Origin of the sequence: Knoellia sp. Soil729 (assembly GCF_001427985.1) — a bacterium.
GTDB lineage: Bacteria > Actinomycetota > Actinomycetes > Actinomycetales > Dermatophilaceae > Knoellia.
The window spans coordinates 526,414-552,306 of record NZ_LMSA01000001.1; the positions used below are offsets into that span (position 1 = coordinate 526,414).

Below are 25,893 nucleotides of genomic sequence, written 5' to 3' on the forward strand. Positions count from 1 at the left end.
GGGATCAGGACCTCACCGACGACCCGTCGCCTGCTCCGGTGGGACGTAGGCAGGCCATGAACCGAGAAGCGTCTCCATCCGCGACAGCTGCTCTCGTGTCACCCACGAGGGGTTCGACATGCGCGGCTGGAGCTGGACCTCCAGGTCGGTGATCCCCGCGCCCACGAGTGCCGTCGACGACACCTCGGCGCCCTTCTCGAAGAGGGGGATGTCGAGCGGCACGTCTCCGAGCGAGGCCGGGGGTGCGTCTGCCCGCCCCTGCTGGATGTCCCCCGTGACCCAGCCAACGCCCCAGATGCCTCGGGTCAGACGACGGCCGTTCCCTGAGATCCAGAGCACCGCTCGGTCGCCGGGCTTCATCATTCGGCTGCGATAGGTGTTCGCGACGCACCACGTCCTGACGACGACTGCCCCCGGGCTCTCGACGCGATGCCGGAGCTCAGGGTTGGCCTCGGGGTCGCACTTGAGCAGCCAGGCCCCGAGCTTCTCGTCCGTGATGAGGCGCGCCATGGGCCAGTTCTACCAAGGAAGCTCAGGCCTCGTGGATGGGCTCCTTGGGGAGCTTGCGGACCTTGGCGCGGCGACGACGGCGCTCCGGGATCATCGATCGCATCTCCTCGAGCTTGCCGAAGCAGAGCAGCCGGTCCTGGGCCTCCAATACCGTGCGACGACGAGGGTTGGGGATGACGGAGGTCCCGCGGTGCAGCGTGAGCACCGTGATGTCACGCTCCTCGAGCCCGGACTCCGCGATCGTCCTGCCGACGAGGTCTGCGCCCGACAGGACGACGAGCTCGGCGACGCCGTAGCCCGTCGAGACGGTGAGCCGCTGGCGCACGTCGATCTCGGGGAACGCCACCTGGTTGCCGATGTAGTCGATGATCGCGCCGGCCACGTCGAGCTTGGTCGCGGCCTCGATGCCCTCCAGCCCCGGCGAGGAGTTGACCTCCATCACCTGCGGCCCGTCCGCTCCCTCCAGCATGTCGACGCCAGCGACGCGCAGCCCCATGATCTGGGCCGAGCGCACGGCCGCCTCCTCGAACGCCGGGTCGAGCGTGACGCCCTCGACCGAGCCACCACGGTGCACGTTGGAGCGGAACTCGTCACCCTGCGCCGTGCGCCGCATCGCCGCGACAACCCGGTCACCGACGACCAGGGCGCGGATGTCGCGGCCCTTGCTCTCCTTGACGAAGCTCTGGATGAGCACGTTCTGGCTCGTGCTCTGCAGCGTCTCGATGATCGCCTCGGCCACCTTGTTGTCCGGCGCGAGGATGACCCCGATGCCCTGCGTGCCCTCGAGCAGCTTGATGACGACCGGGGCCCCGCCGACGCGCTCGATCGCGTCGGGCACGTCGGCGCGGTTGCGGACGAAGGTCGTGGCCGGCATACCGATCTGGTGCCGGGACAGGATCTGGGTCGCGCGCAGCTTGTCGCGCGAGTTGGAGATGCCGTTGGCGGTGTTGGGCGTGTAGACGTCCATCTGCTCGAACTGGCGCACCACGGCGGTGCCGAAGTAGGTGATCGAGGCCCCGATGCGCGGCAGGATCGCGTCGTAGTCCGACAGCGTCCGGCCACGGAACTGCAGGTCGGGCTCCGGCCCCGAGAGGTCGATCGCGAAACGCAGGGTGTTGAGCACCTTCACGTCGTGACCTCGGTCGAGGGCGGCGGTGCGCAGGCGCTGGGTCGAATAGGCCCTGGGCGCGCGCGAGAGGATCGCTAGCTTCATGTGGGGTACCTGCAAGGATGGTCGGGTGCCGGTCGAATCCCATCCAACCATCCGTGTCGGGTGGCGCGAATGGGTGCGTATGCCGTCCGCGGGCCTTCCGTGGATCAAGGCCAAGATCGACACGGGGGCACGCTCCTCCGCGATCCACGCCTTCGACCTCGAACGCTTCGAGCGCGACGGTGAGCCGTGGGTGAGGTTCTCGATCCACCCCTGGCAGGACTCCGACGAGGACGGCGTCACCCTCGAGCGGCCCGTCGTCGACGAGCGGGTCGTGCGCTCCTCCAACGGTCACGCCGAGGAGCGCCTGGTCGTCGAGCTCGAACTCGTCCTCGCCCGGCGCCGCCGCACCACCGAGGTGACGCTGAGCCGACGGGACGAGATGGGCTTCCGCATGATCATCGGGCGCGAGACGCTCCTCCACGGTTACGTCGTCGACCCGGCGGTGTCCTACCTCGGGCCACGACCCAAGCAGCACCTGCGCCGGCGCAACCGGGGTCGTGCATGAGCTCCCCCGACGCCGGGCCCGCCAAGGCCGACAAGCCCGTCAAGCCCGTCAAGGCTCCCCGCGCTGCCCGGCGCCCACGTCCGTCGTTCGCCATCGGCTCGGTGAAGGTGCGCCCCGGGCACGCCTCCGAGGTCGGGCTGCCCATCACCAAGCTCGTCACCGGCTCGGAGGTGAGCCTGCCCGTGCGGGTGATCCACGGGCGCCACGACGGACCGGTCGTCTGGGTCAACGCCGCCATCCACGGCGACGAGGTGGTCGGGGTCGAGGTCATCCGTCGGGTCCTGGCCACGCTCACCCCCCGGACCTTCCGCGGCACGCTGCTGGCCGTCCCGATCGTCAACGTGCACGGGTTCATGGCGGGCGACCGCTACCTGCCGGACCGCCGCGACCTCAACCGGTCCTTCCCCGGGTCCCAGCGCGGGTCGCTCGCAGCACGTATCGCGCACCTCATGATGCGCGAGGTCGTGGACAAGTGCGAGGTGGGCATCGACCTGCACACGGGCTCGGACCGGCGCACCAACCTGCCCCAGATCCGCGCCGACCTCGACGATCCCCGCACCCGCTCGCTCGCCGAGGCGTTCGGTGCCCCGGTGATGGTGCACGCCAAGGTCCGTGACGGTTCCCTGCGTGCCGCAGCGGTCGAGAGCGGCGCCACGGTGCTGCTCTTCGAGTCGGGCGAGGCGATGCGCTTCGACCAGTGGGCGATCGAGGCCGGCGTCGACGGCGTGCTGCGGGTCCTGGCCGCGCTCGACATGATCGACACGGACGAGGCGGTCGATGCCAGCCCGCCCGTCGGGCTCGTGAGCCGCCGCAGCGGCTGGCTGCGCGCCGGCCGCACCGGGATCGTCCACCTCGACGCGACGCTCGGGCAGCGAGCCGAGCTCGGTGACCGCCTCGGCGGTCTTAGCGACTCGTTCGGGCGCACGTTGCGACTCGTCAAGGCCGACCGCGCCGGCGTCGTCATCGGGCGCACCACCGCTCCCCTGGTCAACCGCGGCGACGCCCTCGTGCACATCGCCGAGATCGAGGGGGCCGAGCCGCCGGGCACCCCGGACCACCCCGACGCGGCCGACGGCTTCGACGCCCTCGACGAGATCTCGGTCCTCTAGCCCCCGCCACACGTTTCCCGCCCCATGGCGGAACCTTGGGAAGCGGAGGGTTTGTTTCCCTCCGGCACCCACATGTTCCCTCCGGTCGCCACCCGGCATGCCGTTCGGCCACCCACCCGGTATGCCGTTCGCCCCCCTGTTGTGGAAGCGTGGCCTTCGTGGACACTGGAGCAGTACTCGACCTCATGAAGCAGGTGGCGGCGCAGGTCATCACCCCGCGCTTCCGCTCACTCGCCGACGGTGAGGTGATCGAGAAGAACCCCGGCGACCTCGTGACCATCGCCGACCGCGAAGCCGAGGTGCTCATCACGCAGGCCCTCAGCGCGGCATACCCGGATGCCGTCGTCCTGGGCGAGGAGGCGCACGCCGCCGACGGGAGCATCCTCGAGCGCTACATCGCAGCCGAGCACGCCTTCACCGTCGACCCGGTCGACGGCACCAAGAACTTCGTCCACGGGAACCCCGACCACGCCGTGATGATCGCCGAGACGGTTGCCGGCGAGACGGTGCGCGGCTGGATCTGGCAGCCCGAGCACGAGGTCGCCTGGGTCGCCGAGCGCGGCGCCGGCGTCGAGCGCAATGGCGAGCGGGTCACGCGACGGCCCGTCGGGGCCGACGAGGACCCCCGCGGCGCGACCTCGATCTGGGCCCTGCGCGACCACTCCTTCGAGGACCTGCCGGCCCTGCGACCGTCCTGGGTCTGCTGCGGCGTCGACTACCCCAAGCTCATCGAGGGCGAGGTCGACTACATCCTCTACAGCCGCTCCAACGCCTGGGACCACGCGCCCGGTTCGCTCATGGTCGTCGAGGCCGGTGGCCATGTCGGTCACCTCGACGGCAGCGTCTACGGCCCGAGGTCGACGACTCCCGGCATCATCGTCGCCTCCGACAGGACCACGTATGCCGCCGTCGCCCGCCGGATGCCCCAGGGCGCCGTCTCCCGCTGAGACCGTCCGGGCCGGCGACGTCAGGGGGCGGTCGCGGTCCAGACCTCGAGCGACAGCGGGACGAGGCCGTCCGGACGGCGCTCGAGGAGCCGAGCGTCCTCGGCCACGAACGTGTCGCTGACCTGACGGATGTCGCTGGCGCCCAAGGCATGCAGCTCCTTGGTCCCCTCAGCTGCCAGCAGGACGAGCCGTCCACCCCTGGCCGAGACGGCGCGGTCGATGGTCGCGATGGTCGAGGCGAGCTGCGACGGGTCCTGACGCAGGGCGCGGGTAGTCGAGAGCGCCGGGTGACCGCACTGACCTCGCACCACCTGGGGCCACTCGTTGGCCGCCCTCGAGTCGACCGCCAGGACGACGTCGCCCTGGGCGAGTGAGTCACACACACCCTGCACCGCTGCGAGCTCGCCGAGCTCGACCCGCTCGGCGCGGTGCGGCCAAGTCGCCAGCGCGGTGGGGATGAGCGTCGCCGCCGCGAGCGCCACGCCCGCACCGGCGGCGACGGCGACCGGGGCACGGCGCGAGAGGTGCCGCACGGCGAAGGCCGCGGCCGTGACGCACAGCAGGACGACGAACGGCAGCGCGATGAGCAGCCGCCGCTCCGCCCAGGGGTGGTCGGGCGTGATGCCGGGGCGCCAGATCGTCAGCACGGTCGAACCCGCACCGACGAGCAGCGGCCCGGTCCACCCCGGCAGCGGCTCGCCCGCGCACCACCGCTGGGCAGCGATCCTGACCGCCCAGGCGAGGGCCGCCAGCGCGATGACGAGCGCAGGGATGCCGACCCACCACGACAGCCACACCACGGTCTGCTCGGCGTAGGTGCGTCCCCCGTCGACCGCGAGCCCCTGCCGCAGCTGCAGCCCGGCGACGACCCGCGAGCCGGAGTCGTCGGGCGACTGTCGCACGGTCTGCCACAGCGGGCGGCTGGCGAGCACGAGGCCGACGACGACGACCAGCACGGCCAGCCCGTCGGCCAGGTGCCTCGAGACCGCCCGGGGCAGGGAGCCTCCGCGCCGCTGCCACCAGAGCATCCCCGACGCGACCAGCCCCAGGAGGACGCCGAGCCCCAGGAGAGGAACGAGGCTGGCGGCGATGCTCCCGAGGTACTGGTTCGACAGCCACAGCGCAGCGAGCCCGGCGAGGAGTGTGGACGCCCCCGCCCCCAGGAGGGTGCGTCGCGGCCAGCGCTGGCCCTGAGCGAGGGCCAGGGCCGCCACGGGGATGAGCAGCATGGTCTCGCGCAGCCCGTCGATCCGCACGAACGCCGTGCCGCCGACGAGCACGCCGGCGAGGGTTGCCGCGCGCCCGACCTCGCCACGGTTGCCCTGGCGGGCCGCGATGACGAGAGCGAGCAGCCCACCGGCGAGCGTCACCATCGCCAGCGGCTCGGAGTAGGTCGACCGCGCGGTGTGCAGGACGGGGAAGAGCAGGGCGACACCGGCGGCGGCCAGTGGCGACCACCTCGGAGCGCCGATACGGGCGGTGAGCAGCCCGAGCCCGAGAATGCCCAGAGCCGAAAGGAGTGCAGGCAGCAGCATCGCGCCAACCGCTCCGCCGAGCCACACCCCCATCGACCAGACTGCTCCCGGGCCGATGACGAACTGCGGCTGGACGGCAGGCTCCTCCTCGCTGCCGACGGCATAGAAGGCGGGACTGGCCAGGGTGATGCCGTCGAGGGCGAGCACCTCCGGCCCGCCCACGGACTCCGCCGTCACGGGCACGACCCGCCGGTGGGTCTCGGCCATGGAGATGGCGGTCTGGAGATAGCTGGCCGAGTCGCGGCGAGGCAGCACCTGCTCGGAATGCGTTGTGGCAGTCCAGATCCCGGCACCGACGCTGACGACGACGAGGAGCGCTGCCGTCCAGAGGGGCAACGACCGGGCCGGTATGCCGTGTGCCCACCACCCGCACGCCGCTGCAGCGACCAGCGCGACCGGGAGGACCAGCCAGGGGAACCAGGCGCCGAGTCCGGAGAGGACAACGGCGAGCAGCGAGATGACGACGACCCACGTCGCCGCGCCGAGGACGACCGTCTGGAGCCACCGACCGGCCCTCTGCTCGAGCGACGAGGAGGGGAAGGGCTCGTCAGCGGTGGGCAGCGAGCGGCTCATGGTCGCCCACGCTAGCCGCTGGCGACCATGAGCCCGCTCAGCCCAGCCCGACGTGCCCGGGGTGCGGCTCGGTGGGGATGACCCCGAGGCGCCCGGCCTGGAAGTCCTCGAACGCCTGCATCAGCTCGGCCCGGGTGTTCATGACGAACGGTCCGTAGGCAGCGACGGGCTCGCGGATCGGCCGTCCCCCGAGGACGAGGACGTCGAGCTGGGGGCTTCGCGACTCCTGGCGCTCGGACGCACGCACCCGGATCGAGTCACCCGCGCCGAGGACGGCGAGCTGGCCCTTGCGGATCGGCTGACGCGATGCCCCCACCTGCCCCTCACCCGCGAGGACGTAGACGAGGGCGTTGAAGTCGGGTCGCCACGGGATGTCGACCTCGGCGCCGGGCTCGACGGTCGCGTGCGCCATGGAGATCGGGGTGTGGGTGATGCCGGGACCCTCGTGTCCGCCGACGTTCCCGGCGATGACGCGCAGCAGCGCACCTCCGTCGGGCGAACTGAGCAGCCCGACCTGGCCGCCGCGGATGTCCTGGTAACGGGGGTTGGACATCTTCTGGCTGCCCGGCAGGTTGACCCACAGCTGGACTCCGTGGAACAGCCCACCACTGACCACCAGCGACTCCGGCGGCGCCTCGATGTGGAGAAGTCCCGAACCAGCAGTCATCCACTGGGTGTCACCGTCGCTGATGACGCCGCCACCACCGTTGGAGTCCTGGTGCTCGAAGATGCCGTCGAGGATGTAGGTCACCGTCTCGAACCCGCGGTGGGGGTGCCAGGGAGTGCCCTTCGGCTCGCCGGGTGCGTACTCGACCTCGCCCATCTGGTCCATGTGGATGAAGGGGTCGAGGTCGGCGAGGTCGACGCCGGCAAAGGCGCGGCGCACCGGGAAGCCTTCACCCTCGAAGCCGCTCGGCGCCGTCGTGATGCTCCTGACGGGACGCGCCTGGGCGCCCAGGTCGGGTGCGAGAAGCGTGGGCAGCGCGAGGATGTCGTCGACGGTCACTGCGGGCATGGCTACCTCCGAAATAGAGATTGAATGTTCAATCACTTGGGAAAGCGTGACCCGCATCCACGGTATTCCCGGTCGGTCTGCTGAGGAGGCTGTTTGGGCTCGACGCCTACGCTTCTGGGGTGACCCGACCCGCCGACGTCCTGCAGCAGATGCTCCGCTCCGACTCCGCGAAGCCGCGGATCACGACCTACGACGACACCGAGGGCCCGACCCGCGGCGAACGCATCGAGCTGTCCGCCCGTGTCCTGGGCAACTGGGTCAACAAGGCAGCCAACGTGCTGCAGGACGAGTTCGACATCGCGCCCGGCTCCGTCGTCCGGCTCGACCTGCCGCCGCACTGGCGCACGGCCTACTGGGCGCTGGCCACCTGGTCGGTCGGGGGCACGGTGAGCCTCGGCCTCGACTCGGCCGAGGAGGCGGCCGACCTCCTCGTGACGACCGATCGGGAGGCGGCCGCTGCGGCCGCTACCGCTGGCTCACCCGCCGTCCTGGTCACCCTGGCCGGCCTGGCTCGCTCGGCCTCCACCCCGGTCCCCCAGGGCGTCATGGACGAGGCCAAGGAGCTGAGCACCCACGGCGACCAGTTCGCCGCGTGGGAGGAGCCGAGCGACGACGACACCGCACTGGTCGCGGGAGGCGAGCGGACGGCATACGCCGATCTTGTTGCGCCGGCGGGCACAGCAGAACGCCGGCACCTCACCATGACTGACACAACCGACTTCCTCCGCGCCTGCCTTGCCCTGTGGGCGGCAGACGGTTCGGTCGTGCTCAGTCGCGGCGAGGCGCCGGCGAGGCGCCGGCGAACGTCCTGGAGGAGAGGTCCCGCACCGAGGGTGCGGTGCAGGGCCCAGTCCTCGGAGGTCTCTAGATCTGCTTCTCGATGGCCTTCCAGGTCAGCGTGGCCACGACGCCGGTCGAGGCGAGCTTCGCCCTGGACTGCGCCGCCTTGACCGCGGCCTCGGTGCCGGGACCGAACGACCCGTCGGCGGTGAGGTGCAGGGCCTTCTGCAGGGCCTTGACCACCGTGCCGGTCGAGCCGCGCTTGAGCACCTTGTTCCAGTAGGGCAGGAGGGGGTGGACCTTGAGCTCCACCCTGTCCCAGGTGGCGCGGTCCACGACACCCGTCGCCGAGAGACCGACGACCTTCTGGAAGGCGATGACGCCGGCGGCCGTGGCCTGGCCGAACGCCCCGTCGACGGCGAGGCCACCGACACCGGCCTGGAGCACCCGGACCGCAGTGCCCTTGGAGCCGGTGCGCAGGACGGTCGACTTGTAGGCGGTGAACTCCGTCGTGGTGGCCGACGGGGCCGGTGGGGTGGTGCTCGTGGGGGTCCCCGTCGAGGACTGGCCCATGAGGGCTGCCCACGTCGATGCCGCGACGACACCGGTGGGCGAGATGCCCTTGGACGTCTGGTAGGCCTTCACCTTGGTCTCCGTCCCCGGGCCGAAGGACCCGTCGGCGGTGAGGGCGAGGGCCTTCTGGAGGGCGACGACGGCCGGGCCGGTCGACCCGCGGCTGAGGACGACCTTGGCGTAGGCCGCCAGAGGGCTGGTCGTCGTGGCGGCTGGGGCGGTGCCCATGAGGGCCTTCCACGTCGACGCGGCGACGATGCCGGTGGGTGAGATGCCCTTGGACGACTGGTAGGCCTTGACCTTGGCCTCGGTACCCGGGCCGAACGAGCCGTCCGCGGTGAGGTTCAGGGCCCGCTGGAGGGCGACGACCGCCGCACCCTTGGAGCCACGCTGGATGACGGTGTTGACGTAGGCCGACAGCGGGCTCGTCGTCGTCGTGCTGCCACCATTGCGGGCGGGGACGAGGCCGAGCTGGATGAGCTTGGTCCACGTGGCGTTGTCGAGCTCCTTCGTGACGGGGACGCCCTTGCTCGACTGGAACGACGAGACCGCGGCCTCGGTGCCGGCACCGAACGAGCCGTCCTTGGTGATGCCAAGCGCACCTTGGGCGATGAGCAGGTCCTTGTGGGTGTCACCGCGCTTGAGCAACGGGTAGCCCGTGGCCGTCATGGCCGGGGTCGTGGTCGTCACGGGAGCCGTGGCACCGGAGATGGGGCCGGTGAGCTCGACCGACGTGAGCGCCTTGCCGGTCCACCACGATGTGCGCTGGTAGGCGCCGTCCCACGTGAAGGAGATGTGGATGTGGTCGGTGTGCGGGGAGACGCCCGAGTACGGCGCCCAGCCCCGGCCCGGGTCGTAGGCACGCCACATCTGGCGGTTCCAGATGATGTAGTTGATGCCGAACCGGCGGGCCATCGCGCCCGGCCGCCCCTCGGAGTCGGGAGCCGCCAGCCAGCGGGTGATCGCATTGCCCAGCTCGAGGCCGTCGGCCGTGTAGGCGTTGTTCATCCAGTCCAGCGCGCGACCCTCGCCGTGCTCGGCCGCGCACGTGCGGTTGATCCCGTAGATGTGGGTGCCGTAGGTGCTGTTGAGCAGCTTGGCGAAGGCCGTCGGACCCGGTAGGTCACCGCTGAGGCAGCGGTACCCCTCCTGGTACTTCGGTGCGATGTCGAGCTCCTGCGGCAGCGGCTTGGTGGGCGGGGGCGGGACGCTCGCGGCGAGCGCCGCGGACGCGCTCCCACCGGCGAGGGACAGGCCGAGGGGGATCGACAGCAGGGAGGCGGTGACGGCACCGAGGGTGCGAACAGTTCCTCGGGTCGACGTGGCAGGCAGGGTGGCGCGCGTCAACGAAAGCTCCTCTTGGGGCGGCAGTAATCAGGGAGACAACGCCCCGGAAGTCGGTCACAGAGGTCACTCCAGCGGCGTTGGCTTGACAGTTGTCCCATCTGTCCCATGGGTTACGCAAGTGGGTAACTAGGAATTACACGCATGTACTTCGATTCGACCCGCTCAGCGACGCAGGATCTTCGTCAAAACCCGTCAAAGTCAGGAAGATCCACGGAGCATGTCGCAGACCCATGTCCGGCTCCCCCCTCTTGGGCCCCCACCACATGTAGGCCCGCACCGGGGGGAACTAGAGTGCCCACCATGGACAAGGTCGTCTCCTCTGCAGCCGAAGCCCTCGAGGACGTCCGCGACGGTGCCAGCCTCGCCGTCGGCGGGTTCGGGCTCTGCGGCATCCCCAGCGTTCTCATCGACGAGCTGCACACCAAGGGGGTGCGCGACCTCGAGGTCTTCTCCAACAACTGTGGTGTGGACGACTGGGGCCTCGGCATCCTTCTCGGAGCCAAGCAGATCCGCCGGATGGTCAGCTCCTACGTCGGCGAGAACAAGGAGTTCGCCCGCCAGTTCCTCGAGGGCGAGCTCGAGGTCGAGCTCACCCCGCAGGGCACCCTGGCCGAGCGCCTGCGCGCCGGCGGCGCCGGCATCGCCGCGTTCTTCACGCCGACCGGTGTCGGCAGCCAGGTCGCCGATGGTGGACTGCCCTGGAGGTATGCCGCGGACGGCAGTGTCGCGCTCGCCTCACCTCCCAAGGAGACGCGGACCTTCTCGCTGGGCGGCGAGGAGCGCACGTTCGTCCTCGAGGAGAGCATCGCTGCGGACTTCGGCCTGGTGCGCGCGTGGAAGGGCGACCGCCACGGCAACCTCGTCTTCAACAAGTCCTCCCGCAACTTCAACCCGCTGTGCGCCATGTCCGGTCGCGTGTCGATCGCCGAGGTCGAGGAGCTCGTCGAGCCCGGCGAGCTCGACCCGGACGAGATCCACCTGCCGGGGATCTATGTGCAGCGGGTCCTTCCGTTGACACCGGAACAGGCTCAGGACAAGCGAATTGAGAAGCGAACGGTGTCTGCCGCGCCGTCCACCACCGACAGCAAGGAGGCCTGACCGATGGCGCTCACCCGTGACGAGATGGCGGCCCGTGCGGCCTCCGAGCTGACCGACGGCTCCTACGTCAACCTCGGCATCGGCCTGCCCACGCTCGTGCCCAACCACGTCCCCGACGACGTCGAGATCGTGCTGCAGTCCGAGAACGGCATCCTCGGCGTCGGTGCCTACCCCACCGAGGACGCGGTCGACCCCGACCTCATCAACGCCGGCAAGGAGACCGTGACGACGCGTCGTGGCGCGAGCTACTTCGACAGCGCGACGAGCTTCGGGATGATTCGCGGCGGCAAGGTCGACGCCGCGATCCTCGGCGCCATGCAGGTCTCCCGCGGTGGCGACATCGCCAACTGGATGATCCCCGGCAAGATGGTCAAGGGCATGGGCGGGGCCATGGACCTCGTCCACGGCGCCAAGAAGGTCATCGTCCTCATGGAGCACGTCGCCAAGGACGGCACCCACAAGATCGTGCAGGAGTGCAGCCTGCCGATCACGGGACTGGCCGTCGTGCAGCGGATCATCACCGACCTCGCCGTCATCGACGTCACCGACGACGGGCTCGTGGTGCGCGAGCTCGCCCCCGGGGTCACCGAGGACGAGCTGCGCGAGAAGACCGGCCCCGAGCTGACGTTCGCGCTCTCGGGCTGAGCGCGGCAGCAAGCCAGCGGCAGCAGTCCTAGGGAGAGACCCCTCCCGAGGCGATGTGCTCGATGACCTCGGTGGTCGACACCGAGGGGGTGCGTGGGAAGTAGACGACCTCACAGATGTCGCTGAACTCGTCGAAGCGACCCTCCCAGTCGTCGCCCATGGCCAGGACGTCGGCCCCGTGCTCGACGAGGTAGTCGCGCTTGAGGTCCAGGCTCTCCTCCACGAAGACGTCGTCGACCATCTCCAGTGCGGCGATGATCTCCATGCGCTCGTCCTGGGTGAAGACGGGGGCACGGCCCTTCTTCGAGACGTTCAGTGCGTCGGCGGACACTCCGACGACGAGCCGGTCCCCCAGCTCGGCCGCGCGACGCAGCAGACGGAGGTGGCCGACGTGGAAGACGTCGTAGGTGCCGAACGTGAGAACGGTTTTGGGCATGTGAGCGACTCCTTGGCTTCGGTGGCTGTCAGGCTACTTGCCAGCGTCACCCGGCCGGGCGGCTGCCTACGAGACCCCGGCGAGCGGCTGCCGGCTCGACCACAGCCCGTCACCGGTCCCGTGGAAGAGCCACCACCGTCCTGAGCCGTCCTGCCCCATGACGTCGTTGACGCCGTCGCCGTCACCGTCGCCCATGCCGGCCAGCCTCGTGAGGTCCGACTGACCCGTGGAGAGGACTCGGTACTCCCCGAGGGCACCCGCTCCTGTGCCGCGCCACAGGAGCATGGCCCCGTCGCTGGCGCGCACGCTGAGGATGTCGCCGTTGAAGTCCTCGTCGACCGATCCGGCGCCGGTGACGGTGCGCATGCCGCCGAACGAGTTCGACAGCGTGATCTCCCACTGCCACGTCCAGGACGGGCTCAGGGCGTAGACCCGGAGCTGACCGCCCGGGGTGAGTGCGAGCACGTCGGGGACCCCGTCACGCGTGTAGTCACCGGCCGGTTCGATCTGGCTGAACGTCTGCCAGCCCGACGCGATCCGGACGGGAGCACCGAACCCCGACGCGGTTCCGCTCAGCCCGTAGAGGTTGCCCGAGGTGTCGCGGGCGATGGCGTCGCCGCGACCGTCACCGTCGACGTCACCGACCAACCTCACGAGGTCGGCGTCCAGGCCCAACGGCACGCGTGCGGCGGGGACGTCGAAGTCACGGGCGCCCGTCCCGGCATACAGCACGAGTGCTCCCGAGGACCGCTTGCGGGCGACGACGTCTGCGTTGCCATCCCCGTCCCAGTCCGCCCCGGAGGTCACCTGGTCCAGGCCGTTCCACCCGCTCCCCCAGTACGAGATGCGACGCAACGGGTCGTGACCCTCGGCGTAGTAGCTCCTCATCCCGCCGGCCGTCTCCATGGCCAACAGGTCGGAGTCCGCTCCGTCACCGTCCAGGTCACCGGTGCCGATGAGGTCCGCAATGGCGCCCCAACCCTGGCCGGACACCACCGTGAGGGCACCGAGACCTCCCGTCGCCGTGGCGGGCCACCGGACGAAGGCGTTGTCCGACGTGCGAAGGGCGAAGAGCTCGCTCCGCCCGTCACCATCGACGTCGCCGCCTACGGCAATCGACCGGTAGGCGTTGAAGCCCGTGCCGATCGTGGATCCGGACGTCACCCAACCCGTCCCGTCGCCCGGGTAGAGCTTCAGGGCCCCATCCTTGCGAAGGGCCAGGAGATCCGCCCGCCCGTCGCCCGTCCGGTCCCCGGCGGCGATGAGCTTCGTGATGTCGTTCCAGCCCGAACCCAGACGGGTGACTCCGGCGAAACCCCCGCGACCGTTGCCACGGTAGACGCGCAGGCCGCCCGCACGCGGGTCGCGAGCGATGACGTCGGCATGACCATCCCCGGTGAAGTCCGAGCTGAGGACAATGTCGTCGAGACCGAGCCAACCGGTGCCGATCGTCCTGCCCGAGGCGACCGGCTGGACCGGTTGCCCACGGGAGATGCTCACGGATCCCGATCCCTCGAGGCCCAGCACGTCGGTCCGCCTGTCGGCGTCCCAGGACCGGGCACCGTCCACCTTGGTCTGCGTTCCCATGAGAGAGGCGACGTCGCGGCGGATGGAGGGCAGGAGGTTGTAGAGAGACTGCCCCGGGCAGGAGGTCGAGTTCCCCTTTGCATCGCGGTGACCGAAGATCCGGTTGTAGTTCGTGCCACCGATCGACACCGTCCCGGTCGCCGGTATGCCGTGGATCGAGAACTTCCAGGCGACCACCGACTCGATGGCACCGAGCATCGCCGAGGAGGGTTGGCGGGTGCTGTAGTCGCCGATGGCCGACACTCCCACCGTCGAGGAGTTGTGTCCCAGGGTGTGGGCCCCGACGACGGCCTTGTCCAGGCCACCGGCCCGGCCCTCCCAGGCGCGGCCGAAGCGGTCCACGAGGATGTTGTAGCCGATGTCGTTCCAGCCGTTGGTCTGGACGTGGTAGGCGTAGATGCCGCGCAGGATCGATGGCACCGAGGAGGCGCTGTAGTCGTTCGCGCCGGCGGTGTGGTGGATGACCGCGGCCTGCACCTGGCCGTAGGAGGGCGAACCGCGGCGGATCGACTCGTCCGCTCCCCAGTCCTGCCGGGAGGCGATGCTCGGACGGGCAGCACCGTCGGCGAAGCCGGACGTGCGCTGACCGTCCGTGGCCGCAGCTGCAGCCGGCGCCAGCTCCGTGTCGGCGGCCGACTGTCCCGGGTCGATGACGACGGCCTCCACCTGCGGGGCGGCACCGTCGGTGCTGGTCGCGCGGACCTCGACCTGTGTCCCGGTCGCCACGAACGGTTCGGTGGAGGTGGCCTTGCCCTGCTCGCGCACCATGTCCTGCCACGGCCCCCACTGACCCTTGTGGCGCGAACGGATCTGGACGACGTCGTCGCCGTCGAGGGCACCGCTCTTCCACGAGGCACCGACGACGGTGGCCTCCGCCGGGAGGTCGAGGTCCCCGCTGGAGACGACGGCGCCGCCGCGTGGCGTGCCCTGTCCGGCCTGCTTCACGAGTGGGACGACCTTGCGGCTCGTCTTCACGGGGTGCGGCGCGCTCCGTCCTCGGGTGCTCTGTGGCTGGGACTCCTGCGTCTGCTTCGGCGCCGACTGCGTGGGCTGCGCCGACTGCGTGGGCGGCTGCACTGGCTGTCCCGGCCCCTCCTGGGAGGCTGCCATGGCGGCGGGGCTGGCGAGGAGTGTCCCCGCCAGGAGAAGGCCCAGAGTGGGCGCAAACAGGGTGTGGCGGGCGGACGGCATACGGGACTCCAGCGATCGAGCGAGGGATAACTAGTGTGAAGGGTGCCTCACGATGGTCACTTTCGCCACTTCTGTCTCACCGACGTGACTAGTGTCGGCGTGTCGTGGAGCTGGAGACGAGCGCTTCGGTCCCCGCAGGCGGCACGAGTGTCGGCATGCAGGAAGCCGGCCGCCCATAGGGTTGAATGGGCCGCGATGAAGACCGATGACGTGTGGCTGGTCGTGCCGCTCTACAACGAGGCGGCCGTCATTGCCGACGTCGTGCGCGAGGCACTGCAGGCCTTCCCCAACATCGTGTGCGTGGATGACGGCTCGCACGACGACTCCGCTGTGCTGGCTGCCGCGGCAGGCGCCCATGTGGTGCAACATCCGGTGAACCTCGGCCAGGGCGCCGCGCTCCAGACCGGCATCGAGTACGCCCTGTACGACCCGTCGATGTCCTACGTGGTGACCTTCGACGCAGACGGGCAGCACCAGGTCCAGGACGTGCTCGACATGCTCGAGCGGATCCGCCGGGACGACCTCCACGTGGTCTTCGGCTCCCGCTTCCTGGACGCCCGGTCGGAGGCCTCGGCCCTCAAGCGGCTCGTCCTCAAGACGGCCGTCGTCTACACGAACCTCACAACCGGCACCAAGCTCACGGACGCCCACAACGGCATGCGCGTCCTGTCCCGCACCGTCGCGGAGCGCCTGCAGATCACGCAGAACGGCATGGCACATGCGTCCGAGATCGTGGCCCAGATCGGGGCGATGCGCGTGGACGGCGCACCCGTCCGCTACGCGGAGGCACCAGTGCACGTGCTGTACACGGACTACTCGCGAGCCAAGGGACAGTCCCTCTGGAACTCGGTCAACATCCTCGTGGAGCTGATCCTGCGATGAAGATCATCCTCCTGCAGGTCTTCCTCATCGTCCTCGTCCTGGCCATCTCGTGGCGGCTGCTCACCGGCGGCGGGCAACGGATCCAGGCGGTGCGGCGCCTCGGCCTCGGCGCCTTCGCCACCTTTGCCGTCCTGTCCATCCTCTTCCCCAACGTGTGGACCCGCATCGCCCACCTGGTCGGCGTCGGACGTGGGACCGACCTCATCCTGTACGGCCTCGTCATCGCGTTCTTCAGCTTCGTGGTGACGACCTATCGGCGCCTTCGCCAGGTCGAGCTCCGCTACACCCGGCTGGCTCGTCGCCTCGCACTGGACGAGGCGCTGCGTGACGACCCGCGTCCCCCCGGTTCCGTGCCGACGGATGCGGACGGCGCCTAGGAATGGGACCGCTCACACGTCGGCCCGCAGGGGCCGGGCTCAGGGTCGTGCTCGTGAGCCGACTCTTCCCACCCGAACCGGGCGCGGCCGCCTTCCGCCTCGGCGCCCTGGTCAGGGCTCTCGCTCGCCGGGACCACGACGTCCGGGTCATCACGACACGGCCTCCGAGCCACCTGCGGGGCGGCGGACCCACGCCTCCGGGCGTGCGGGTGAGCCGCTGGCCGGTCCTGCGTGACCGCGGTGGGAACGTGCGCGGTTATGTGCAGTACGCCAGCTTCGACGTCCCCGCCTTCGTCCGGTTGCTGGTGGCTGAGCGTCCCGACGTCGTCGTCGTCGAGCCGCCTCCCACCACGGGTGTCGTCGTCCGGGTCGTGTGCGCGCTCCGGCGCGTGCCGTACGTCTACTACGCCGGCGACGTGTCCACGACGGCTGCTGCCGGCATCGGTGCCGCGGCTCCTGTCGTCGCGGTGCTGCGCCGGGTCGAACGGTGGGTCCTGCGTGGGGCCACCTCCGTCCTGGCCGTGTCCGCGGGCGTCGCCTCGGACATCCGCGACATCGCCGGCGACGTCCCGACCACGGTCGTGGGCACCGGCGTGGACACCGACATCTTCACCCCTCGACAGGTCGCTGCCCGACAGGTCGCTTCCCGCCAGACCTTCGTCTACGCCGGAACCATGTCCGAGCTCCAGGGTGCCGAGGTCTTCGTCCGCGCCTTCGCCCAGATCTGCGGCAGCCACCCGGGGGTGGACCTCGTCATGTACGGCCAGGGAGCCGAGCGCGAGCAGATCGAGCAGGTGGCCACCCAGCTCGCCCCCGGACGGGTGCACTTGCGGGGGGTGGTCTCCGGCGACGAGGTGGCCGAGGCGTTGAGCGGAGCCGTCGCGGGCCTCGCGTCCCTGCACCCCCGTCGCGGCTACGACTTCGCCTTCCCCACGAAGATGTTCGCCGTCACGGCCTGCGGCTGCCGGGTCATCTACGCGGGCCCCGGCCCGGGACGAGCCATGGTCGAGGACAACGCCCTCGGGTGGGCCTGCGACTGGGACAGCGACGCCGTCGCGGAGGCCATGAGGAGTGCCTTGGCCACGCCAGGGTCGGCCCAGGAGACCGCGAGGATTGCTGCGTGGACCCAGGAGAACGCGAGCCAGGCCACCGTCGCGGCCAGTGCCGCTGACACCGTGGTGACGGCGGCAGCGCGACGAGGGACCCGGTGAGCGAGACTCCGCCCGAGACGCCCGTGGGGCTGCTGCGCGAGCTGGTGCGGCCCGTGGAGCTGGACCGGCCCACCGGCGGCACGATGGCGAGCCGAGGCGCCTGGGGGCTGCTCGGGACAGCCTCACAAGGAGGGCTGCGCTTCGTCTCCAACCTCGTCGTCGGCCACGTCGTCGGACGAGCGGCGCTGGGGATCTTCCAGGGCGCCATCTCCGTGGCGCTGCTCCTCTCGCTGCTGTGGCCGACCTCGATCGGAAGCGCCGCCTCGAAGTTCCTGGCGCAGTCGCGCGGTGCGGGCAACCACACGCAGACCGCCGCTGTCGCGGCACACCTCGCCCGGCGCAACATCCAGATCACCCTCGCCCTCGCCGTGGCAGCCGCCGGCTACTGGCGGTGGCACTCCCCCGGTGCCAGCGTGCTCGACCTGGTGAGCCTTGCCGCCCTGCTCATCGGCTACTGCGGGTACGCGTTCACCCGAGGAGTGCAGTACGGCGTGGGCCAGGTTCGGCGAGGCACCCTCTGGGACGCCATCGCCTCGAGCCTGGGACTGCTCTCCCTGCTGGTGCTCGTCCTGGCGGGCGTCCGAGGGCTCCCCCTCCTGCTCGCCCTTGCGGTGAGCTACGGGCTGTACACCGTGGCGTGCTGGCCGCACGGTGCTCGCGGCACCCTGGAGCGCTCGCTGCGCCGTGAGATCGACGGCTTCATCACGCTCGCCGCCGTCGGCACGCTCCTCAGCTCGGGTTTCCTCCAGCTCGCCATGGTCGTCGCACGAGCCACGACCTCTGCCGACGATGCAGGCCTGTTCGCGGCCGCCCTGACGCTGGCCACCCCTGCCTCCCTCCTCACCGGCTCCCTCAGCCTCGTGCTCTTCCCGACCATGGCCGAGGCGTGGGGCCGAGGCAACCGTGAGCAGTTCCGCACCCAGACGGACCTGGCCACGCGGGGACTGTTCAGCGTCATGATCGGCGTCTTCGGCGTCATCGTGCTCTGCAGCCGGCTGATCGTCGACCTCCTCTGGGGGGATGCGTACGAGGGCTCGGCCACCGTCCTGCCGATCCTGCTCACCGCCGTGTGCCTGTCCACCCTGGCCATGTCGAGCACGAACGCCATCATGATCGTCGGGCCCTGGGGACTGAGGGTGATGACCGCTGCGGGCGTCGTCGGGGTGCTCCTCGGCATCCTCGTGTGGTGGCTCACCGCCGGCTCCTGGGGGATCATCGGCATCGCCGTCGGCTACCTCTGCAGCAACGCCGTGATCTTCACGGTCAACGTCGGCTTGTGCTGGCGGGTCTGGCGACACCGGTGGGCCGGCCTGGCGCTGCGGACCGCCCTGGCCTTTGCCGGCGTCGGCGGCCTCACCTGGGTCTCGGCCGACAAGGCGTGGGGTGCACCGCAACAGGTGCTCCTCGCCGCGGTGTTCCTCGTGGTCTGGCTGACGGCCTGCCTCCCGGACCTGCGCCGGGCCCTGCCACAGCGGCGGAGCGCCTAGCGGGACTGCGGCGAAGCCGCCCGTGCCGCCCCCCGGGCCCGGGCGACGTCGAGCAGCTTCTGCACGTTGGCCAGGACGACGTCCCGCCCCCAGATCCCGCGCATGACCTCGCGCCTGTGCTCCAGCGCGGCCCCGGACACCGTGGCCTCGGGCAAGGACGTCATCGACTCGATGTCGATCACGTCCAGCCCGTGGCCGACGAGGAAGTCCCGCACAGGACTGTGCCGCGACAGGGCCACGTGCGCGCCGGCCCAGAGGCCGATGCCGACGTTCCCGAGTCCCTGCTGACGGTGGTGGTTCATCATCACGACCCCGCACTGGCTCACGCGGTCGACGTACTGATCGAGGGGAAGCGGCGCCAGAAGCGGGTCGAACGCCGACCCCAGGACCCGGCGGCCGTGCTCGACCACGGCGTCCCGGTATGTCGCACTGCCGTAGGCAAGTGGGGTGAAGACCCGACGGTCCCGCAGATCGAGCCGGCTCAGGACGTCGATGGCCTCCAAGTGGTTGTTGGAGGGGTATGCCGAGTTGCCCAGAAGGATGTCCCCGGTCGCCGGAACCGGAGTCGAGCGTGTGAAGGACCCCGTGTCGGCGTAGTTGAGCTGGAGGTACTCCCCGCCCAGCACGGGGTAGCGCTGGCGCATGACCGCTGCGTCCTCCGGCACCGGCGCGGAGAACGCATCCACCCGGCCCGCGGCGCGGGTGAGGAGCCCCTCGGTCAGCCAGCGCACCGGGCTTCCACCGATGGGCTCGGCGCCCAGCCCGAGCTCGGCCACGAACTCCGCCGTCCGGGGCCCGAGCAGGGAGACCGCCTCCGGACCCGTCCGGTAGTAGTCGGCACCCCAGCCACTCCACACGCGGAAAGCACGTGGACGAGCCGAGAGCAGAGCGACTGCCGTCGGGAGGGTGAGCATGTGGGCGACCACCACGTCCGCCTGACGCGCCGCGCGCGCGATCCGCCCCAGCGACCCGGCGTACTGCAGGGCCGCCCCGGCGAGCTGCGGCGCCCCCGAGGACTGCGGCGGCGAGGGGTAGCGCAGCACCGTGTTGCATCCCGGCGCCGCGCGCTCGAAGTACTCCACGAGGAAGTCGACGAACGGAGAACTCGAACCCACGTGGAGGATGCGCACGCGGGAACCCTAACGTCTGCGCTGGGCGGGCACGCCGGCATACATCGCGTCGGCAGCGACATCGGCGAGGACGCACGCACCGGCTGCCACGACCGAACGCGCTCCCAGGACGAGCCGGCGGTCGGGAGAGCCGTTGATGACGGACGCACCGGTGCCCAGGAAGGCCTCCTCACCGACCTCCACCCACCCGGCAACGTGCACTCCCGGGGAGAGGGTCGCGTACTCGCGCAGGACGCAGTCGTGGCTGACGGTGGAGCCGACGTTGACGTGGACGTGGTCCTCGACGACGACCCCCACCGAGAGAACCGCTCCGGCCGCCACGATGACGTCGTCACCGAGGTGGGCCAGCGCGCTGAGGTCCACGGAGGGGTGGACGACCTGGGCTGCGGCCATCCCGGTTGCCGCGAGCGCCGCCTGGGCCCGCCGACGCGCCGGCACCGAACCCACCGCCGTGACCCACCGGTCCCCGTCTCGCGGACGGAGGTCGTCGAGAACGACAGCGGACACGCCGCCGCCCGCGGGTAGGTAGCGCGCCTCGTCCACCACGAAGGTGAGGGAAAGCTCGACCCCCCAGGCCGCACGAGCGAACCACGCCGCCTCGCGCCCTTGTCCACCCGCTCCGAAGATGTAGAGATGCCGCGGGGACTCGGGCGCCACCGTCACTGGGCGGACTCCATCGCTTCCGCGAGGATGCCACCGATCGTGCGGATGTCGTCCGTCGTCACCGCCGTGCCGGAGGGCATGACGATGACCCGGCGGGCCACATCCTCCGTGTGCGGCAGGACCAGTCCGGCGTGCGGGTACAGGTCACGGTAGGGCTGCATCCGGTGGATGCCGGGCCAGAAGTACTTGCGGGCCAGCACGTTGTTCTCGCGCAGCCGGGCGACGATGGCGTCGCGGACCTCCTGCGAGCCGGACTCGACCTCGAGGACGACGTACTGGTGGTTGTTGCGGTCGGAGTCCTCGAACGGCAGGGCTCTCAGCCCGGGCACCTCCGAGACGACCGCGGCATACGCCTCGGCGTTCTCGCGGTTGGTCGCGGTGACCTCCTCGATGGCCTCGAGGTTGGTCAGCCCCATCGCGGCGCTCACCTCGTTGAGCTTGCCGTTGGTGCCCGGATGGATGACGTTGTCCTCACCGGCAAAGCCGAAGTTGCGCATGAGGCGCATCCGCTCGGCGAGGTCGTCATCGTTGGTGAGGACGGCCCCGCCCTCGATCGTGTTGAAGAACTTCGTGGCGTGGAAGCTCAGCACCTCCGCCCGCCCGTGCGAACCGACCGGACGGCCGGCGAAGGTGCAGTCAAAGGCATGGGCGGCGTCGAAGATGAGCTCGAGGCCGCGCCGCTCGGCGATCTCCTCGAGTGCTGCGGCCGGCGCACTGCGGCCCCACAGGTGCACGGCGAGGATCCCGGTCGTGCGCGGTGTGATCATGCGCTCGACGGCTACGGGGTCGATCTGGTGGGTGTCGGGGTCGATGTCGGCGAACACCGGGACGATGCCCTGCCAGTGCAGGGCGTGCGCCGTGGCGACGAAGGTGTAGGAGGGGACGATGACCTCGTCGCGCATCCCCACGGCGCGGATGGCGATCTCCAGGGCGATGGTGCCGTTGCACATCGCCAAGCAGTGCCGCACCCCCATGCGCTCTGCGATGCGCTCCTCGAGCTCACGCACGAGGGGTCCGTCGTTGGACAACCACCGCCGGTCGAGGATGTCGTTGACCCGCTCCAGGAACCGCTCTCGGCTGCCGATGTTCGGGCGTCCAACGTGCAGCGGGGTCTCGAAGGCAGGCGCATCCAACGGCATGTGGGCAGCATAGTGGCGCTGCCCTCGCGCACCTCGTGCGACCCGGCCGTGGCGCAGGCCTAGCTCACGCCCGATGTCAGCAGGCGCTCGATGAGCTCGTCCTCGACAGCGACGTCGCGCTCGCTGCTGAGAGCCCGCGCGTGCTCGTGCGAACGTTCCTTCGCCGTCCTCACCCGCTCGGGGTCGAGCTGGCGCAGGGCCCGCACGAACGCGTCCTTGCTGAAGTCGTCACTCACGACGCCGAGGTCGTACTGGCGCACGAGCCGGGCCATCTCGGGGGCCGGGCCGACCGCCTGCGCGAGACGGGCCTGGACGAAGTCGAAGAACTTGTTGGGCAGGGCGTACTCGGCGTTGACGTTGATCGGCGGCATGCAGAACGCCCCGACGTCGTAGGCGTTCAACGTCGCCGGCAGCTCGTCCGGCGCCACGGGGTCACGCAGGGCGATGCGGTCCTGGCCCGCGGCGAGCCGGGTGAGCTTGTCGAGGTAGCCCCCGCCGTCACCCGCCCCGACGAGGTAGAGGTCGAGCGTGGCGTGCGGGATCTCGATCACCGCTTCGATGAGCATCTCGAGGTTCCGCCCCGGGACCGCGCCGCCACTGTGGACGACACGGAGCAGGTCGTCCCGGACCGGGGTCGGCGCCAGCTCTGCACGGTAGGGCCCGGCGTTGCGCACGATGAGGGGTGCGGCGATGCCGTAGCGCTCCGCATAACGGTCGGCCAGGGGCTGGCACACCGTGGTCACGGCAGCCGCCTGCGGCAGGTACCGGCGGGCGATGTGGTCCATGAGCGGAGCCACGAGCAGCCGCCACGTCGTGACGTGCGAGAACTCCTCGGCCGCCCACTCGTGCATGTCGCACCAGACCGGTGCACCCGAGGCGACCTCCATGGCCAGCGGGATGGCGCGCGCGTCATTGGCCACGACGAGGTCGAACCGTTCGTTCCCGATCAGCTCGCGCCCCTTCTTGAGCCCCGGGGCCGCCATCTCCGCCCGCCGCAGCATGCGTGTCGCCAGCAGCGGCAACCCCGCTGCGGTGCGGGGAAGGCTGGGCGCCCCGTCCGGGAGCCGGAGGTGGCGGGCGACCCCCGAGGGGGCCTCGCCGTAACCGAGGCTGGTGACCTCACCGTGCCGCGCGAGCACCTCGAGCTGGCGCAGGACGCGGGCGTCCCGCAGCAGCGTCGAGTAGGAGATCGAGAGGATCCGCGGTCGGCGCGCCGGCTCGCTCATGGGGCTGCTCACGTCAGAGGGTGACGGTGTGACCGGTGGTGGCCGACTCGATGCAGGCCTCGGCGACGCGCACCGTCTGCAGGCCCTGGGTCATCGTGACGATGTCGGCGTCCTTGCCGAGCACGGCGTCGCGGAACTGCTCGTGCTCGACCCGCAGCGGCTCGGGCTTGGCGATGGCGTAGCGGATGACGTCTCCCTCGGAGACCCCCCGGAAGTTCGCGATGTCGTCCCAGGTGGTCTGCACCTCACCGTTGGCGTAGAAGGTGAGATCCGCGGTGAGGGTGTCCGCGACGAACGCGCCCTTCTCACCGGTGATGATCGTGACCCGCTCCTTGAGCGGGGAGAGCCAGTTGACGAGGTGGTTGGTCACGACACCGTTGGCCAGCTGACCGGTGACCGCGACGAGGTCCTCGAACTCCCGACCGCTCTTGTATGCCGTGCGCGCCGAGACCGAGGTGAACTCCTGCTGGGTGACCCAGGCGGTGAGGTCGATGTCGTGGGTGCCGAGGTCCTTGACGACCCCGACGTCGGCGATGCGCGCCGGGAACGGGCCCTGGCGACGCGTCGAGACCTGGTAGAGGTCACCGAGGTCACCGGCCTCCAGGCGACGACGAGCCTCCTGCAGGGCAGGGTTGTAACGCTCTATGTGACCCACCGCGCCCACCAGGCCCTTGGCCTCGAACGCCTGCGCGACCTTGGTCGCGGCCGGGGTGTCCTGGGCAAGGGGCTTCTCGATGATGGCGTGGACCCCGGCCTCGGCCAGGGCCAGGCCGACCCGCTCGTGGTAGACGGTCGGGACGGCGACCATGCAGTAGTCGAGGCCCTGCTCGATGAGCTGCTCGACGTTCTCCAGCACCGGGCGGCCACCGGCGACGTTGTGGACGTCACCGCCGGGGTCGGCCACTGCCACGAGGTCCACGCCGGGAAGGCTGGCCAGGACCCGAGCGTGGTGGCGGCCCATCATCCCCAGACCGATGAGGCCCGCACGCAGGTTCGCCATCAGGCACCGGCCTTCGCGAGCGTGTTGACGGCCTGCACGACCCGCTCGAGGTCGGCCTGGCTCAACGACGGGTGCACCGGCAACGACAGGCACTGCGCGGCGGCCTTCATCGTCTCGGGCAGGTCGACGTCCCGGGTGTCGTTGACGAACGGCTTGAGCTGGTGGTTGGGCACCGGGTAGAACATCCCGGACCCGATGTTGAACTGCTCCCTGAGCGCGGCCGCGAAGCCGTCACGGTCCTGCGGAACCCGCACCGTGTACTGGTGGTAGACGTGCACCGCACCGTCCGCGACCGGCGGCACCGTGACCCCCTCGAGGTTCGCGTCGTAGAACGCCGCGTTCTCCTGCCGGGTCCTGGTCCACGCGTCGACCTTCTTGAGTTGCTCACGACCGATGGCGGCGTGGATGTCGGTCATGCGGGTGTTGAAGCCCACGACCTCGTTGTGGTACTGCTTCTCCATCCCCTGGTTGCGGTACAGGCGCATGAGTCGCTCGATCTCGGGGTCGGCGATGGAGACCATGCCGCCCTCACCCGAGGTCATGTTCTTCGTCGGGTACAGCGAGAACATCGCGAACGTGCCGAACGCCCCCACCGGGGTGCCGTCCAGCGACGCCCCATGTGCCTGGGCAGCGTCCTCGTAGACCTGCAGGCCGTGCTGGTCCGCCATCGCCATGATCTGCTTCATCTTGGCCGGGTGCCCGTACAGGTGCACCGGCATGACCCCCACGGTCCGGTCCGTGATGGCAGCCTCGATCGCCGCCGGTGAGATGCAGAAGTCATCGGCATCGATGTCGGCGAACACCGGGGTCGCCCCCGTCAACGCCACCGAGTTGCACGTCGCCGCGAACGTGAAGGACGGCACGATGACCTCGTCCCCGGCCTTGACCCCGCTGGAGAGCAGACCCAGGTGCTGGCCACTGGTCCCCGAGTTCACCGCCACACAGGGACGTCCGAGCCCGAAGTGCGCCGAGAACTCCTCCTCGAACGCCTTGACCTCGGGCCCCTGGGCCAACATGCCACTGCGCATCACCCGGTCGACGGCGGCACGCTCCTCGTCGCCGATGAGGGGCTTTGCCGGGGAGATGAATGCTGGCGTCGTGGTCTCGGTCATGGTGTGACGGCCTCCGTCAGGGTGTCGTTGGTCTGGATGTAGGTGTCGCCGGTCTGGGGGCAGATCCACGTGTCTGGCTGCTCGCCGGCCTCGAGCGGAACGCCCGCCTTGCCGACCCAGCGGATGCGCTTGGCGGGGACGCCGGCGACGAGGGCGAAGTCGGGCACGTCGGCGGTGACCACGGACCCGGCGGCCACGAGGGCCCACCGGCCGATCGTCACCGGAGCGATGCACACCGCGCGGGCCCCGATCGAGGCACCCGTGCGGCAGGTCACGCCCACGGCCTCCCAGTCGTCACCGGACTTGATGCTGCCGTCGGGACTGACCGCACGCGGGTAGTGGTCATTGGTGAACACCACCGCCGGTCCGACGAAGACACCGTCCTCGAGCACAGCCGGCTCGTAGACGAGTGCGTAGTTCTGGACCTTGCAGTTGTCGCCCATCCTGACGCCCGTGCCGATGTAGGCGCCTCGGCCCACGATGCAGTTGGCGCCGAGGACAGCGCCCTCACGCACCTGCGCGAGGTGCCAGATCGAGGAGCCGTCCCCGATCTCGGCTGCGTCCGCCACGTCAGCACTCTCGACGATGCGCACCCCCACGGC

At 70.4% G+C, this 25,893-nt stretch carries 24 protein-coding genes; 10 read left to right on the forward strand and 14 right to left on the reverse strand.

Annotated elements, in window-relative coordinates; genetic code table 11:
- Positions 1-12: 12 nt before the first annotated feature.
- The gene (locus ASG74_RS02400; RefSeq protein WP_056138586.1) at positions 13-510 is read right to left on the reverse strand and encodes an EVE domain-containing protein; all 498 of its coding nucleotides are present in this window, start codon (positions 508-510) and stop codon (positions 13-15) included.
- Positions 511-532: 22 nt separating this feature from the next.
- The gene (locus tag ASG74_RS02405; RefSeq protein ID WP_056138588.1) at positions 533-1,723 is read right to left on the reverse strand and encodes a RimK family alpha-L-glutamate ligase; all 1,191 of its coding nucleotides are present in this window, start codon (positions 1,721-1,723) and stop codon (positions 533-535) included.
- On the opposite strand from ASG74_RS02405, the gene ASG74_RS02410 reads away from it, so the two are divergent.
- The 3 genes from ASG74_RS02410 (at position 1,722) to ASG74_RS02420 (ending at position 4,284) form a co-directional block, all read left to right on the forward strand.
- Complete coding sequence (locus ASG74_RS02410; RefSeq protein WP_082569463.1) at positions 1,722-2,228, forward strand: ATP-dependent zinc protease family protein; 507 nt, start codon at positions 1,722-1,724, stop codon at positions 2,226-2,228. The genes ASG74_RS02405 and ASG74_RS02410 overlap by 2 nt on opposite strands.
- Positions 2,225-3,337, forward strand: a complete 1,113-nt coding sequence (locus ASG74_RS02415; protein ID WP_082569464.1) for a succinylglutamate desuccinylase/aspartoacylase family protein — start codon at positions 2,225-2,227, stop codon at positions 3,335-3,337. The genes ASG74_RS02410 and ASG74_RS02415 overlap by 4 nt, the downstream gene beginning before the upstream one ends.
- A 158-nt stretch (positions 3,338-3,495) precedes the next feature.
- Positions 3,496-4,284 (forward strand): inositol monophosphatase family protein, encoded by a 789-nt coding sequence (locus ASG74_RS02420; RefSeq protein WP_056139558.1) that lies wholly within the window; start codon positions 3,496-3,498, stop codon positions 4,282-4,284.
- 20 nt (positions 4,285-4,304) lie between these two features.
- On the opposite strand, the gene ASG74_RS02425 is transcribed toward ASG74_RS02420, so the two are convergent.
- Positions 4,305-6,392: a hypothetical protein gene (locus ASG74_RS02425; protein WP_056138591.1), complete on the reverse strand. Its 2,088-nt coding sequence runs from the start codon at positions 6,390-6,392 to the stop codon at positions 4,305-4,307.
- Positions 6,393-6,429: 37 nt separating this feature from the next.
- Positions 6,430-7,407, reverse strand: a complete 978-nt coding sequence (locus tag ASG74_RS02430) for a pirin family protein (protein ID WP_056138593.1) — start codon at positions 7,405-7,407, stop codon at positions 6,430-6,432.
- Between the two features lie 119 nt (positions 7,408-7,526).
- Between ASG74_RS02430 and ASG74_RS02435 the strand changes: the two genes are divergently transcribed.
- On the forward strand, positions 7,527-8,357 hold the full coding sequence (locus tag ASG74_RS02435; protein WP_056138595.1) for a TIGR03089 family protein: 831 nt from the start codon (positions 7,527-7,529) through the stop codon (positions 8,355-8,357).
- Here the strand turns inward: ASG74_RS02435 and ASG74_RS02440 are convergent.
- Positions 8,272-10,107: a peptidoglycan-binding domain-containing protein gene (locus ASG74_RS02440; protein WP_056138597.1), complete on the reverse strand. Its 1,836-nt coding sequence runs from the start codon at positions 10,105-10,107 to the stop codon at positions 8,272-8,274. The two genes, ASG74_RS02435 and ASG74_RS02440, sit on opposite strands and share 86 nt — an antisense overlap.
- Before the next feature lie 300 nt (positions 10,108-10,407).
- Between ASG74_RS02440 and ASG74_RS02445 the strand changes: the two genes are divergently transcribed.
- Entirely contained in the window at positions 10,408-11,205 is a 798-nt protein-coding gene (locus ASG74_RS02445; RefSeq protein WP_056138599.1) for a CoA transferase subunit A, read from the forward strand.
- 3 nt (positions 11,206-11,208) lie between these two features.
- Positions 11,209-11,850 (forward strand): CoA transferase subunit B, encoded by a 642-nt coding sequence (locus ASG74_RS02450; protein ID WP_056138601.1) that lies wholly within the window; start codon positions 11,209-11,211, stop codon positions 11,848-11,850.
- A gap of 28 nt (positions 11,851-11,878) precedes the next feature.
- On the opposite strand, the gene ASG74_RS02455 is transcribed toward ASG74_RS02450, so the two are convergent.
- Both ASG74_RS02455 and ASG74_RS02460 read right to left on the reverse strand, forming a co-directional pair.
- Positions 11,879-12,286, reverse strand: a complete 408-nt coding sequence (locus ASG74_RS02455; RefSeq protein ID WP_056138603.1) for an adenylyltransferase/cytidyltransferase family protein — start codon at positions 12,284-12,286, stop codon at positions 11,879-11,881.
- Between the two features lie 66 nt (positions 12,287-12,352).
- Entirely contained in the window at positions 12,353-15,064 is a 2,712-nt protein-coding gene (locus tag ASG74_RS02460; protein ID WP_082569465.1) for an FG-GAP-like repeat-containing protein, read from the reverse strand.
- A 195-nt stretch (positions 15,065-15,259) separates the two neighbouring features.
- Here ASG74_RS02460 and ASG74_RS02465 point away from each other — a divergent pair, with 195 nt between their 5' ends.
- The 4 genes from ASG74_RS02465 to ASG74_RS02480 are packed head-to-tail and all read left to right on the forward strand — an operon-like array spanning position 15,260 to position 19,021.
- Positions 15,260-15,946, forward strand: coding sequence for a glycosyltransferase family 2 protein (locus ASG74_RS02465; RefSeq protein WP_056138609.1), 687 nt, complete (start codon positions 15,260-15,262; stop codon positions 15,944-15,946).
- Positions 15,943-16,323: a DUF2304 domain-containing protein gene (locus tag ASG74_RS02470; protein ID WP_056138611.1), complete on the forward strand. Its 381-nt coding sequence runs from the start codon at positions 15,943-15,945 to the stop codon at positions 16,321-16,323. The genes ASG74_RS02465 and ASG74_RS02470 overlap by 4 nt, the downstream gene beginning before the upstream one ends.
- Before the next feature lie 53 nt (positions 16,324-16,376).
- Positions 16,377-17,534 carry a glycosyltransferase gene (locus tag ASG74_RS02475; protein WP_235498772.1) on the forward strand — a complete coding sequence of 386 codons (1,158 nt, stop codon included), beginning with the start codon at positions 16,377-16,379 and terminating at the stop codon, positions 17,532-17,534.
- Complete coding sequence (locus ASG74_RS02480; protein WP_056138616.1) at positions 17,531-19,021, forward strand: lipopolysaccharide biosynthesis protein; 1,491 nt, start codon at positions 17,531-17,533, stop codon at positions 19,019-19,021. The genes ASG74_RS02475 and ASG74_RS02480 overlap by 4 nt, the downstream gene beginning before the upstream one ends.
- On the opposite strand, the gene ASG74_RS02485 is transcribed toward ASG74_RS02480, so the two are convergent.
- Genes ASG74_RS02485 through ASG74_RS02515 form a run of 7 tightly spaced genes read right to left on the reverse strand, consistent with a single transcriptional unit; the run spans position 19,018 to position 25,890 of the window.
- Positions 19,018-20,151, reverse strand: a complete 1,134-nt coding sequence (locus ASG74_RS02485; RefSeq protein WP_056138618.1) for a TDP-N-acetylfucosamine:lipid II N-acetylfucosaminyltransferase — start codon at positions 20,149-20,151, stop codon at positions 19,018-19,020. The genes ASG74_RS02480 and ASG74_RS02485 overlap by 4 nt on opposite strands.
- A gap of 9 nt (positions 20,152-20,160) precedes the next feature.
- Positions 20,161-20,814 (reverse strand): acetyltransferase, encoded by a 654-nt coding sequence (locus ASG74_RS02490; RefSeq protein WP_056138622.1) that lies wholly within the window; start codon positions 20,812-20,814, stop codon positions 20,161-20,163.
- Positions 20,811-21,953 carry a DegT/DnrJ/EryC1/StrS family aminotransferase gene (locus ASG74_RS02495; protein WP_056138624.1) on the reverse strand — a complete coding sequence of 381 codons (1,143 nt, stop codon included), beginning with the start codon at positions 21,951-21,953 and terminating at the stop codon, positions 20,811-20,813. Before ASG74_RS02495 ends, ASG74_RS02490 begins: the two co-directional genes overlap by 4 nt.
- Positions 21,954-22,012: 59 nt before the next feature.
- The gene (locus ASG74_RS02500; protein ID WP_235498773.1) at positions 22,013-23,191 is read right to left on the reverse strand and encodes a glycosyltransferase; all 1,179 of its coding nucleotides are present in this window, start codon (positions 23,189-23,191) and stop codon (positions 22,013-22,015) included.
- Position 23,192: 1 nt separating this feature from the next.
- The gene (locus ASG74_RS02505; protein WP_056138625.1) at positions 23,193-24,179 is read right to left on the reverse strand and encodes a Gfo/Idh/MocA family protein; all 987 of its coding nucleotides are present in this window, start codon (positions 24,177-24,179) and stop codon (positions 23,193-23,195) included.
- Positions 24,179-25,291 (reverse strand): DegT/DnrJ/EryC1/StrS family aminotransferase, encoded by a 1,113-nt coding sequence (locus tag ASG74_RS02510; RefSeq protein WP_056138627.1) that lies wholly within the window; start codon positions 25,289-25,291, stop codon positions 24,179-24,181. Before ASG74_RS02510 ends, ASG74_RS02505 begins: the two co-directional genes overlap by 1 nt.
- Complete coding sequence (locus tag ASG74_RS02515) at positions 25,288-25,890, reverse strand: acyltransferase (protein WP_056138629.1); 603 nt, start codon at positions 25,888-25,890, stop codon at positions 25,288-25,290. Before ASG74_RS02515 ends, ASG74_RS02510 begins: the two co-directional genes overlap by 4 nt.
- Positions 25,891-25,893: the final 3 nt, after the last annotated feature.